This window comes from Pedobacter albus, from assembly GCF_036324255.1.
In the GTDB taxonomy this organism is placed as follows: domain Bacteria; phylum Bacteroidota; class Bacteroidia; order Sphingobacteriales; family Sphingobacteriaceae; genus Pedobacter; species Pedobacter albus.
Map to the genome: position 1 here is coordinate 258,392 of NZ_JAZDQT010000002.1, position 13,036 is coordinate 271,427.

Below are 13,036 nucleotides of genomic sequence, written 5' to 3' on the forward strand. Positions count from 1 at the left end.
TTTGTTTAAATGCTAATGGCAAAAGGCCTTAGGCTACTACGGCCAATTGCTTGTTTTTTTGTTGTATTTTGTTGTTGAAATAAAGCAGTACCAAAATCAATATGGCCAGCATGCACACTGACGAAATATGATTGAGCGAGATGAAAAAACTGCCCCAGCTTTGCTTAAAGCCCACAATTTCTTTAAGCACCAATACGGCCACGCTACCCAAATAGCCCAAAGCATCGGCCAGGTAGAACAAAAAGCCCACATTGCCCTTGTAGCTGAGCAAAGCAATCAGTCTTTCGAACAATAGACAATGGAATAAGATATAAGGCAGGTAAATACCTATGCCACTGGTAATGATCCAGACTACAGCATTGATTCTTTCGTGCTGGTAAAGAACGGTAGACAGCAGGATGAGCAAGGCGCTGGCTATGGCCAAACCTATGCCAAAATTAAAGGCAAGCTTGTTTTTTCTGATCAGCACACCCGCCGCCGCGATAACAAGCACCACGATGGCAATCGGAATTTCTGTAAGCGTGATGAGTTGTGGCGCCTTGGCCAATCCTTTTTCGGCCCAGAAATCTACAATGAAATTATCCCTAAAATCTCTGACGATGGTCAGGAGCACATAGATAGCCACCAGGGCAAAATAGCCCATTCCGTTCGACCTTAAAAAGGCCTTGCGGTCAGCCTTGTACATGGGCACGCGCACTGTTCGTTCTTCGATGTCTTTTTCGTTGGGCATTTTCGCTTTTTTCAGCATCCAAAGCGAGAGCAGAAATATGGGCAAAAACAACAGTCCGGTAACAAAAGGCATGGCAAATTCGCTTATGCCCAAATTTTGGATTACCAGGAGCCCCACGGTTTTAACCAGACCGGTAGAGAAAATAAACGTGGCACTTAAGGCCGCCGCCAGCAGTTCGGTATTTCTTCTGCCTTCAATAAAGGAAAAAACCACCCCGAAAACAATGCCTAAGGGCAAACCGTTGAGGAAAAGCGCAATTACCTTAAACTTGGCGGGCAATACGGCAAAAAGCCCGAGCATGGCCAATCCAAAAAGAATAAGCCCCATCAACCAGCTGATCCGCCTGCCTTTGGGCATCTCCGAAATAATCTTGATCCCCAAAAACTTGGAAACCATATAGCCTAAAACCTGACTGATGACAAAGGTAGTTTTGGCATCCAGGCCAAAGCCGATATCAACCTGAGCATACTGTCCGGCCAGGAAGGATTTCCTAATGGCATACATCCCGGTGTACGACAGAAAGACCGCTATCATAATCCAAATGGTAGCAAACTTGTTTTCTTTAGCAATGTTTTTCATCATGAACCCGACTGGTAAATCGATTGGTTCAAAAATCGAACACTAACATTAAGCGAATGTTACAGCACCATTAAATGTATAGCATAAATAAACATAAAATAGTATAGCTAAACAACAGAATTCTGCAATGCCATAAAAAAAGCGGAGAGCTCAAGCCCTCCGCCTTTCTTTCTAAATTTTTGAAGCGATTAAAGCATACCACCACAAACCGACAGGGTTTGTCCGGTGATATAAGCACTCATATCTGATGCCAAGAATACGCAGGCATTGGCAATATCTTCGGTTTCGCCAGCGCGTTTGAGCGGAATACCAGCTTCCCAACCTTCAACCACTTTCGGGTCTAATACATCGGTCATTTCGGTACGAATAAATCCTGGTGCGATGACGTTGGCACGGATGTTACGCGAACCCAACTCTTTGGCAATTGATTTGGTAAAACCAATGATACCCGCTTTAGAAGCCGCATAGTTAGCCTGACCAGCATTGCCTGTAACGCCAACTACCGAACTCATGTTGATGAATACGCCTTTGCGGGCTTTCATCATGATTTTTGAAGCGGCCTTGGTTACGTTGAAAATCGATTTCAGGTTTACGTTCATCACATCGTCCCAGTTTTCTTCGCTCATGCGCATCAACAGGCCGTCTTTGGTAATGCCCGCATTGTTCACTACGATATCGATGGTGCCAAATTCGGCCACAATATCATTGATCAGCTTTTCGGCCTCATCAAACTTTGAAGCGTCTGACCTGTAGCCTTTCACTTTGGTGCCAAAGCTTTGCAACTCTTTTTCCAAGGCTTCGCCTTTTTCTACAGACGACAGGTAGGTAAATGCAACATTAGCGCCATGCTCTGCAAATTTTTCGGCTATTTTACGTCCTATTCCTTTTGATGCACCTGTAACCAGGGCTGTTTTTCCTTCTAGTAATTTCATTCTTGATATGGTAAGATTGGAATGTTTTAATGTGGTAAAGTTAACAAAGCTATGAAGATATTGTTAAATTGTTTTATTGCCAAATAGATTGTGCCATTGAAAAGGCCAACTGAAAACTAAACGGCTGGTTCCTGCTGACTCAAACAATGGAAACTGCCCAAGCCCCAAATAATATCTGTCGAATCGATACCAATCACCTCTCTGTCTGGAAAGGCTTTTTGAATGATTTCGAGTGCCGGCTTGTCGTTCACATCCCTAAAAGTGGGTACGATAACGGCCGCATTGGCGATATAGAAATTGGCATAGGAAGCTGGCAAACGGGTATCTTCATAAATTACCGGCGATGGCATCGGCAATTTGATGATGTTTAACGGTCTTCCATCTAACAACCTCATTGCTTTTAATGCTTCCAGATTTTCCTGTAGCAACAAATAGTTTTCGTCTAGCGGATTGCTCTCTACCACGGTAAGTACGGTATCTTCGTTTACAAAGCGCGTAATATCGTCGATATGGCCATCGGTATCATCGCCTACAATGCCGTCGCCTACCCAAAGCACCTGCTCGGCACCGTAAAACTCTTTCAGGTATTGCTCAATCTGCTCCTTGTTCAGGTGTGGATTTCTATTTTCGTTGAGCAGGCAGGCCGTACTGGTTAAAATGGTTCCTGCACCGTTAAACTCTACCGAACCGCCTTCCATCACGATAGCTGGCGTAAACAAAGGAAGGTTAAAGTGCTTGGCTATTTTGGTCGGGATAACATCGTCCAAATCGTAAGGCGGATATTTACCGCCCCAGGCATTGTAACCCCAATCAACCACCGCTTTTTCGTTGCCTTTTACCACAAACGCCGGACCGTGGTCGCGGCACCAGGCATCGTTGCTCTCGTTAAAATAAAATTCGATTTGGCTTAAATCGGCCTCCACTTTTTGCAATTCGGCTATAGCGAAAGCTTTCATGGCTTCGTCCCTCACGTTGATGCGTACTTTTTCGCCTTTAGCTACAGCCTTGATAAATTGGCAATAAGGAGCGTAAATGGTTTCGATCTTGCCCGGCCATGAAGCCTCTTTGTGTGGCCAGCTTAGCCAGGTTGCTTCGTGTTTGGTCCACTCGGCAGGGAAAGCGTAGCCTAAGGATTTTGGTGTCGAAAGTCCGGAAGCTGACCAGTCAGAAAGTCCTGAAGCTAAGGATGCCGAAGCTTCAGGAGCATTAGTAAGATTTGCTTTGTTTGTCTCTTTATTAGACATTATTTCAATGATTTTATTAAGGCATTAATCATCACCAGAACCTCTTCGCAAGAATGGTAAAGTGTTAAAAAACGCTCTTCATTTATATATTTTCTTCTTCTTGTTAGGTAAAGACAAGCTACAACCTCTATATCTGATCGTAAAGCGTATCTTAAAAATCTGCAAAATTCAGCATTGCTTTGCCCCGTACTGCCTTCAGCTATATTCAAGACTACAGAATCTGCCGCTCTTTTCATTTGCGAGGTTAACACATAAATTTCTTCCCTCGGAAAAGATTTTGTGAGTTGGTCAATTTTGTCGGCTAAGTCTAAAGCTTTTTGCCAAACTGTTAGTTTTTCAAATTTAAATGACATAGGTATATGTTTTAGGTAAACTGAAATATACGAAATATCTACTTTTTCTTTTGAAAAAAAACAGGCTTAGCTTTTGCTAAAACTTTCTGACTTAAGAGCTTCCCGCCTCTCAGTATGCTAATCGCCGTCCAAATACCTTTTGGTAATCGGCTGGTACGAATCGATCCTTCTGTCTCTCAAGAAAGGCCAGTGTTTGCGGAAAAAGTCGGTTTCTTTGGTATCGAGTTCTACCACTTGGGTTTCTTCCTGATCGTGCGAAGCCAGATAAAGAATACGGCCCTGGGCATTGGTTGCGAAACTGCCACCCCAGAATTTCATGGCGCCATTTTGTTCAAAGCCTACACGATTCACGCTCACTACTGGTACGCCATTGGCCACCGCATGCGAACGCTGAATGGTTTGCCAAGCATTGTATTGGTCTTTGTTGGTTTCTTCGTCTTGGTCGGTAGCCCATCCAATAGCCGTTGGATAGAACATGATATCGGCGCCCATTAAGGCGGTAATGCGCGAAGCTTCCGGATACCATTGGTCCCAGCAGATCAAAATACCGATTTTGGCATATTTGGTCTGAAAAACCTTGTAACCCAAATCGCCTGGCGTAAAGTAGAATTTTTCGTAATAAGCCGGATCGTCGGGGATGTGCATTTTGCGGTATTTGCCCAAATAGCTGCCATCGGCATCCAACACCGCAGTGGTATTGTGATAAAGGCCTTCGGCACGTTTTTCGAACAACGAAGCAATGATAACGACGTTCAATTCTTTGGCTACTGCCGATAAAGCATCAGTTGAGGGGCCTGGAATGGCTTCGGCCAAATCGAAATTATCATAGTCTTCTACGTCGCAAAAATAAAGCGAGGTAAAAAGCTCTTGCAAACAAACAATTTGCGCGCCTTTTGCTGCTGCTTCTCTCACCTTAACAATCGCCTTGTCGAGGTTTTCCTGTTTATCCTTGGTACAGCTCATCTGCACCAAACCTACTTTTACTTTGCTCATATCTTAAAATTAGAGAATGATTGAATGATAGCATGAATGAATGATAAAATAAATGAATATACCAACATTCAATCAGTCGAAATTCAACATTCGAAATTACGGGGCAAAGGTACGAAAAAGCTGGGAGGCTGAAAAGAAGAAGATAAGACTTGCGAAGTTTTGAAAACTTCGCAAGTCTAGTTGGCTAATCTTTTTGGGGTTTGGCTTTAACCTCTAGCACTTCGGTTGCTGTTCCTGTTGCAGGCAGTTGTTCCTTGCCTTTTTCGGGATCCATCATTTCCATCAGTTTCAAGCCCAAAAGTCCGTCGATGGCTGTACCGCCAGCGTTGGCTCCGCCACCAATCAGCACATCAGGGATCAGTTTGATATGGCCTTTGGAGAGCTCTTCGGTAATTTTGTAACGGGTAAAGTTTTCGCCACCCAAGGCTTTAACGGCTAGTTCATAAGCTTCGGCGGTCGATTTACCCACTTCGAGGATTTTTCCGGCTTCTGCACTACCTGTTAACGAAATTTGCTCTGCTTCTGCCGATGCCCTTAATTTGATGGCTTCCGAATCGGCCTGTGCCCTGGCTTTGGTCGCTTCGGCCTCGGCATGTGCACGCATTTTGGTGGCTTCGGCTTCGGCACCAACGGCCAATTTTACGCCGGCTGCATCACCTTCCGATTTTTTAACCGTTGCACTGGCGGTGCGCTCGGCAATTTCAACACTTTGTTGCGCTTTTACGATATCTTTTTGCATATCGGCAATCGCGGTTTCTTTTTCCATGCCCTGACGGGTTTCTTGCGCCTGCTTTTGGGTATTGTAGGTAATTTTCTGTTCTTCGGCAATTTTACGGTCGGTTAACGTTTTCATCAGCGACTCTGGTGGCACGATATCGCCAATCAAGGTATCAACCGCATTGACGTTATACTCATCCAACACTTTACGGATATGGTCTTTAGCCGATTCCTGACGTTCTTTACGGGTGCTTAAGAAAGCGATTACATCACTATCTTGGGCCGAGTTACGGAAATAGTTACCAATAGTTGGTTCCAGCACCTGCGAAACCAAGTTCACCATGTTGCCGAAACGGGCGATAACTTTTGGCGCTTCTGTGGTAGGGACGTGAATAATCTGCGCCACATCCAAATTGAATGGGAAACCATCTTTAGAACGTACTGTAATAGTCGACAGGTTTTTGTCGAGGTTATGCGCCTCGCTCCTTGCACTTGCCCAGTTCAGCACCAAGTTGGTGGTCGGCACCAATTCTACCTTCATGGTGTATTTGTTAATCGGGTATTTGCCCGGCCCCAGCGGTTCTAACCAAACACCTTTAGAGCCTTTGGCTACGATATTACCGTGTTTAAAATCGGCACCGGTCAGGTCGTTGCCCTCCTGTCCCACGTAAGAAATCACCACGCCAACATAACCAATAGGGATTTCTGTCATTGGAGTTTCTTCCAATTGAATGGCCCATGGATTAAGGTTGTACGAACCGGCCAATATCACTTGTGGCTGCAAACCTCTGTTACCGTTGTTTTTAATAAAAGAATCAAAGTCTTGGAAATTATTATGCCCTTCTACCCATTTACCCGCAATTTGGTTAGCCTCGATAGGCAAGCCATCCAAAGTAGTTACAATGCCCACCATGCTTTCCTGTATGCGGACCATATCTGTAACAGACACCTGAAACAGCAAGGTATTGATACGATAGGAGCCCGAGGTAATGTAGGTGGCCTGCCTGCCTCGCTGTCCACCATTTTCCAAGAATTTAACCGCATCCTGAAAGTTATCGCTGTCTACGCGCTGGCCCAAAATATTTCCTGTCGGAATTTCGGCGCCGTCTTTGGCCATGATCAATCCGATTTTCCCTTCGGGGATAACCGTAAACTGCTCCATGGTTACGCTGTACTGCCAAAACCACATGCCAAAGTAAAGTCCAGGGGCCAAGGTTTTACCCTGAAAACCGGCTTCGCCTTTTAGGGCGATAATACGCCCGTCGGGCAGCTCTTTCTGCGAACCGAAGAGCACGAATTTTTTAGTAATCAGTCCTATTCTGTCTTCGGGCACGATCACCATCCCGAATAGGAACCTCAAAATGTACTTGTATAACACCAGGCAAATCAATGCCAATAAAACCCACCAATAATTTAAAATCAGCGTTTCCATAATATTTGTTTTTCATTTTTGTAGCAGATAAACCATTTATCTAGCGTGATATAGATGCCTAAGCTAGGGCTTTGTTACCACTTTTCGGAATTATTTTTAACAAATATTTTGAGGAGATTTCTGGCCTCAAACGACTTTCAGGGACGATTTTCGCCAAAACACCAAGTACAGCTGGCATTTGCCGGAATCGCGATTTAAAAGGGCTGAAAAGGGCCGGAAAATTGATTTTAGGGTTTGAGCAAGAATCTACGAGATACACTTGCGAAGTTTAACTTTCTTTTACTTGTTTCTTTTCAATGGTAAAGTTGAGGGCTACGCCGTTTAGAAACTTCGCAAGTGTATTCGGTTATTTCCCATCGGCAAGCTTAGACAGCTGTTCAAAAGCATCGAGCGGCCGATTCGCCTTTTTATCAATAATCGAACCGTCTTTGCCAATGATTACATAATGTGGGATCCCAGTAATCTGAAAGAGCTGGTTGGCCTCTCCTATCAGTTGCGGGCTCAACAGGTAATGCTCGCCTTCAATCTCCAGTTCTTTACGGGCGGCCAGCCAGTTTTCTTTTTTATCGTTATAGCCAAAGTACAGAAACACCACGTCTTTACCTTTCAGCTTGTTTTTGAGTTGCCTGGCATTGGGCATTTCGCCACGACATGGCGCACACCAGCTGGCCCAAAAATCGAGGTAGATGACCTTGCCTTTATATTTTTTAAAGATTTCGTTGAGCGAAGCGCTTTGGCTTACATTTTCCTTAGAGCGGTCGCTTTCGGCCAGTCTTGCCCAATAGGCATTGCGCTCATCGGCTACAAGCTGCAACAGTTGTTTGTTGGTTACCGATGCCTTGAACTTTTGCAATAGGGCATTGTATAAGCTATCCTTGCTGTTGGCTGCAAAAAATATCATTTGTCGGGTTAGGAACACTTGCTTGGTGAGGCCGCTCAAGTTGTCCTTCGTGCCAAACTCAAAGAAATCTGCAATTTTTAACGGAAACTTAGAGCCGTTCATCTTAAAGTGCATATAGTAATTGGCCAGGTCGTTGTACTCGCTGGAGTGCATAGCTGCATAATCGTCGTTAAAGCCATTGGCGGTGAGCAGGGTTACGTAATTAGAATCCGCCCTGAGTTCGGTGCTCAGCTGTTCGACCAAAGTCCGTTCGTAAGGTTCGTACTTGTACAAGGTTTTGAGCCATTGGTAGTAATCGTCCCCCAGCTTATTTTGTCGACGGTAATCTTCCAACGTAGCCAACTGAAATTCGGCGCGCTCCTTGCGCAGTTTCAACACCTCGGCGGGATTAAGGCCGTTAAGCTTTTTATAGAAATCGCCGTATTTTTCGTTTTGCTTTTTGTCGAGGTAGCTTAAAAAATTCACTTCGGCGGCGTTGGGGCCCGTAGCCGAAACCCTGTTCCTCATGATCTGTGTAAAATCGATCACCAGATTAAGATCGTGACCGGTGCAGAGGTCTAACAGGGCAAACTGGTCGCCTTGTTCAATAAGCCATTCCTGAATGGCCTTTTCGGGCAATGTGATTTGAAATTCGCCCTTGCTGTTCAGTTTGGCCTTGTAACGCTGGCCGTCTCTGGCTCGCGTGATGGCATTAAAGCCATTTTTGCGAAAGGCGATGACACTGTCGGTACTGTTTTTAACGATGCCCTTTACGTTGACATTTTGGGCGAAGGCTGTAGCCGTAACTAGCCACAAGCCAATGAGTAAGAAATGATTTTTCATGGTTGCTTTTGATTGGTTGGAACCAAACTATAAATATAGTTTGCCAATTGCAACTATTTAGGAAATTTTAACATTTGCCAGCAGGCGCTTAGATGGAAGCCCTGTATTCTTCCTGCAATTCGAATAGGCACTTGGCGCACAAGCAACCGTCGTAAAGTTCGCTGATGTGCTGCACTTCGTTAATGGTAAGCTGTACGGCGCTGCACTGGCATTTGGTGTACGCATTGGCCTTGCACTCGATAGCCGTTCCGCACCGCTCGCAGGGAATGATTTCGTGTTTGCTATGTGGGACGTAGGACATGGCGCGTATTGCGTTTGGCGATTAGCGTAAAGCGTTTGATTGTTCGATACAAAAATAGGGACAAAAAATAAGGTTTTGAACTTTCGCCCAAAACCTTACTTTGTAATTATATCTAGCTTGCCGGCGACTAGCCTGAACAGCTGATGCAACCTTCTTCCATGGTACAAACCGGACCTGAAATGATTTCTTCTGCCGGATTTTCGATTACCTCTGGAATAACGGCCTCCATGGCTTTTCCAGCCTGGTTTTCTACCGTAAACTTGACGGCTTGCGAAGCGGCTTGCGTACGCAGGTAGTACATACCGGTTTTCAAGCCTTTTTTCCAGGCGTAGAAGTGCATCGAAGTTAATTTCGAAGTATTTGGCGCATTGATAAACAAGTTCAACGATTGCGATTGGCAGATATAAGCGCCCCTATCGGCGGCCATATCGATGATGTTACGCATCTTGATTTCCCAAACTGTTTTGTACAGTTCTTTGATGTAATCAGGGATTTCTGGGATGTCTTGGATCGAACCATTGGCCAAGATAATCCTGTCTTTCATGGCCGGACTCCATAAGCCTAAAGCTACCAGGTCTTTCAACAAGTGTTTATTCACCACGATGAACTCGCCGCTTAATACCCTTCTGGTATAGATATTCGAGGTATATGGCTCGAAGCACTCGTTGTTGCCCAAAATCTGCGAAGTAGAAGCAGTTGGCATCGGTGCTACCAATAAAGAGTTGTAAACACCGGTTTTCATCACGCGTTTGCGCAATTTATCCCAATCCCAACGGTTGCTGCCTGGTTTTACGCCCCACAGATCGAATTGGAACTTGCCTTTAGACAATGGCGATCCTTTAAAGGTTTCGTATGGACCATGTTTCTCAGCCAAATCGGCCGAAGCGGTCATGGCCGCGAAATAAATGGTTTCGAAAATGTCTTTGTTCAATTCTTTGGCGGCATCGCTTTCAAAAGGATAACGCATCAAGATAAAGGCATCGGCCAAGCCTTGCACGCCCAAACCAACCGGACGATGACGCAAGTTTGAGTTTTCGGCCTCTTTAACAGGATAGTAGTTGTGATCTATAATCTTGTTTAGGTTTAACGTAGTTTGGTAAGTTACATCGTAAAGTTTTTGGTGGTCGAACTCGCCATTGATTACGTATCTAGGCAAAGCCAACGAAGCCAGGTTACATACGGCTACCTCGTCTTTAGAAGTATATTCGATAATTTCGGTACACAAGTTAGAGCTTTTGATGGTACCCAGGTTTTGCTGGTTCGATTTGCTGTTGGCCGCATCTTTGTACAACAAATAAGGCGTACCGGTTTCAATTTGCGAATCCAAAATAGCGAACCACAATTCTTGTGCTTTTACCACTTTACGTGCTCTTCCTTCCGATTCGTATTTCGTGTACAATTTGTTGAACTCTTCGCTGTGGCAATCGGCCAGGCCTGGTGCCTCATCTGGCGAGAACAAGCTCCAATCGCCGTTTTCTTCTACGCGTTGCATAAACAAATCGCAGATCCAAAGGGCGTAGAACAAATCGCGGGCACGCATTTCTTCCTTACCGTGGTTTTTACGCAAATCCAGGAATTCGAAAACATCGGCATGCCAAGGCTCCAAATAAATGGCGAAGGCACCTTTACGCTTGCCACCGCCTTGGTCTACATAGCGGGCCGTATCGTTAAATACCCTTAACATAGGCACGATACCGTTGCTGGTACCATTTGTACCGCCAATGTAAGCGCCAGTTGCACGGATATTGTGGATGCTCAAACCAATACCGCCAGCACTTTGAGAGATTTTGGCCGTTTGTTTCAACGTATCATAAATACCTTCGATGCTGTCGTCTTGCATGGTTAGCAAGAAGCACGACGACATTTGAGGTTTTGGCGTAGCCGCGTTGAACAAGGTTGGCGTAGCGTGGGTAAACCAGCGCTCGCTCATCAGGTTATAGGTTTTGATGGCGCTTTCGATATCTTCTTTGTGGATACCTACGGCCACACGCATGAACAGGTGTTGCGGACGCTCAACAATTTGGCCGTTTACCTTTAGAAGATAGGATTTTTCTAAGGTTTTGAAACCAAAATAGTCGAAGCCAAAGTCTCTATCGTAGATGATGGTACTATCCAGGATATCGGCGTTGTTTTTGATTACTTCCCACACATCATCAGCAATTAAAGAGGCCGATTTGTCGGTTTTAGGGTCGATATAGTTGTACAGCAGCTCCATCGTTTTAGAAAACGACTTGATGGTGTTTTTGTGCAGGTTGGAAACGGCAATACGCGATGCCAACAAAGCGTAATCTGGATGCTTTGTAGTTAAAGACGCAGCCGTTTCTGCCGCAAGGTTATCAAGTTCAGATGTAGTAACCCCATCATAAAGCCCTTCGATTACCTTTTTGGCTACATCGATCGGGTCTACCAATTCTACATTAAAACCATAACATAACTTCTCAATGCGAGCGGTTATCTTATCAAACTTTACCGCTTCCTGGCGGCCATCTCTTTTTATTACAAACATCCTATCATTATTTAATGGTGCGTACCTTGCGATAGCGGCACCAGGTTTTAAAATATATTAATTGAGGAATTAGTGAATGATTGGGTTTTGAATGATTGAATGTTTTGCCATTCCATCATTTAATCATGCACTGATTCAATTATTTTCCATTAAAAATCGTCATCCAACGAAAATGCCGAAGCCTTGTTGTCTGATGCGGTCAATACGCCGCTCTTTTGGTAATCGCCTACACGTTTTTCGAAGAAGTTGGTTTTGCCCTGCAGCGAAATCATCTCCATAAAATCGAACGGGTTGGTTGAGCCGTATATTTTTTTGTAGCCCAATTCAGACACCCACCTGTCGGCCACAAACTCGATGTACTGTTTCATCAAATCGGCGTTCATACCGATGAGTTTTACCGGCAAGGCGTCAGTGATGAAGTCCTTTTCGATTTCAACGGCATCTTTGATGATGGTGTGTACCTGTTCTTCGCTTAGTTTGCCTTTCAGCATGCTGTATAGCAAACAGGCAAATTCGCAGTGCATGCCTTCGTCTCTTGAAATCAATTCGTTGCTGAACGTCAATCCAGGCATCAGGCCACGTTTTTTGAGCCAGAATATAGAGCAGAAGCTACCGCTGAAGAAAATACCTTCTACCGCAGCAAAAGCAACCAAACGCTCGGCAAAGTTGCCGTTCTCTATCCAGCGCAAGGCCCATTCTGCTTTTTTCTTCACGGCAGGAACAGTTTCTATGGCATGGAACAAACGGTCTTTTTCTTCCGGATCTTTCACGTAGGTATCGATCAGCAAGGCATAGGTTTCAGAGTGGATGTTCTCCATCATGATCTGGAAACCATAAAAACAACGTGCTTCAGGAATTTGAACCTCGCTCATAAAATTTACGGCCAGGTTTTCATTCACAATACCATCGCTGGCGGCAAAGAAGGCCAAAATATGGGAAATGAAATGGCGCTCGCCACTGTTCAGGTTATCCCAATGCTTTTGGTCGTCGGATAAATCAATTTCTTCGGCCGTCCAAAAACTGGCTTCGCTTTTCTTGTACATTTCCCAAATTGCAGGGTATTTAATTGGGAGGAGCACAAAGCGGTCTTTGTTTTCCTTTAATAGTAATTCTTGTTCCTTCTCCATTAGCTCGATTTTAACGTTTAGCAAATTCTATTTCGGGCATCATTCCCGGAATCACGCTTTGGGCATCTGATTCCTTCGCTGGCCCTCCTTATCTCGGAAGCCTTTATCAAATATCCACCGCCGACAAACCGCATCCAGCCGGAAAACTTAAAAAACATTCGATTTTCAACGCTTTTTAACCAACTAAATATGAAGTACTTAAATAATATTCGGAGTGGATTCTTTTTAAAGAACTTTGTTTAACAAATATAAATGTTGACCCCTGTTTTAGGCCACAAAGTTGTTAACATCCTGTTCGATTCGTCCTGATTTTTCATCAGTTTTTTGTCAGAAACGACACAGAAAAAAGCTAATTATTTCTTTTTAAGGACTTAGTAAATTAAAACGAGTGTTAATAAT

At 44.5% G+C, this 13,036-nt stretch carries 10 protein-coding genes; all 10 read right to left on the minus strand.

Translation table 11 applies throughout. The features are described 5' to 3' along the window. Positions 1–28: 28 nt before the first annotated feature. Positions 29–1,312, minus strand: a complete 1,284-nt coding sequence (locus tag VRU48_RS10965) for a DUF5690 family protein (RefSeq protein WP_330107966.1) — start codon at positions 1,310–1,312, stop codon at positions 29–31. Positions 1,313–1,497: 185 nt separating this feature from the next. After that, complete coding sequence (gene fabG, locus VRU48_RS10970; protein WP_330107967.1) at positions 1,498–2,241, minus strand: 3-oxoacyl-[acyl-carrier-protein] reductase; 744 nt, start codon at positions 2,239–2,241, stop codon at positions 1,498–1,500. A 116-nt stretch (positions 2,242–2,357) separates the two neighbouring features. After that, complete coding sequence (locus VRU48_RS10975; protein ID WP_330107968.1) at positions 2,358–3,485, minus strand: agmatine deiminase family protein; 1,128 nt, start codon at positions 3,483–3,485, stop codon at positions 2,358–2,360. Continuing rightward, the gene (locus VRU48_RS10980; protein ID WP_330107969.1) at positions 3,485–3,838 is read right to left on the minus strand and encodes a four helix bundle protein; all 354 of its coding nucleotides are present in this window, start codon (positions 3,836–3,838) and stop codon (positions 3,485–3,487) included. The genes VRU48_RS10975 and VRU48_RS10980 overlap by 1 nt, the downstream gene beginning before the upstream one ends. A gap of 117 nt (positions 3,839–3,955) precedes the next feature. Continuing rightward, on the minus strand, positions 3,956–4,831 hold the full coding sequence (locus VRU48_RS10985) for a carbon-nitrogen hydrolase (RefSeq protein WP_330107970.1): 876 nt from the start codon (positions 4,829–4,831) through the stop codon (positions 3,956–3,958). 184 nt (positions 4,832–5,015) lie between these two features. After that, positions 5,016–6,980: an SPFH domain-containing protein gene (locus VRU48_RS10990; RefSeq protein ID WP_330107971.1), complete on the minus strand. Its 1,965-nt coding sequence runs from the start codon at positions 6,978–6,980 to the stop codon at positions 5,016–5,018. Positions 6,981–7,326: 346 nt separating this feature from the next. Then, on the minus strand, positions 7,327–8,703 hold the full coding sequence (locus tag VRU48_RS10995; protein ID WP_330107972.1) for a TlpA family protein disulfide reductase: 1,377 nt from the start codon (positions 8,701–8,703) through the stop codon (positions 7,327–7,329). 88 nt (positions 8,704–8,791) lie between these two features. After that, positions 8,792–9,004 carry a cysteine-rich CWC family protein gene (locus VRU48_RS11000; RefSeq protein ID WP_330107973.1) on the minus strand — a complete coding sequence of 71 codons (213 nt, stop codon included), beginning with the start codon at positions 9,002–9,004 and terminating at the stop codon, positions 8,792–8,794. A 127-nt stretch (positions 9,005–9,131) separates the two neighbouring features. Then, entirely contained in the window at positions 9,132–11,510 is a 2,379-nt protein-coding gene (locus VRU48_RS11005) for a ribonucleoside-diphosphate reductase subunit alpha (protein WP_330107974.1), read from the minus strand. A 149-nt stretch (positions 11,511–11,659) separates the two neighbouring features. Next, a complete protein-coding gene (locus VRU48_RS11010; protein WP_330107975.1) occupies positions 11,660–12,637 on the minus strand; it encodes a ribonucleoside-diphosphate reductase small subunit in 978 nt (325 codons plus the stop codon). Between the last annotated feature and the right edge of the window lie 399 nt (positions 12,638–13,036).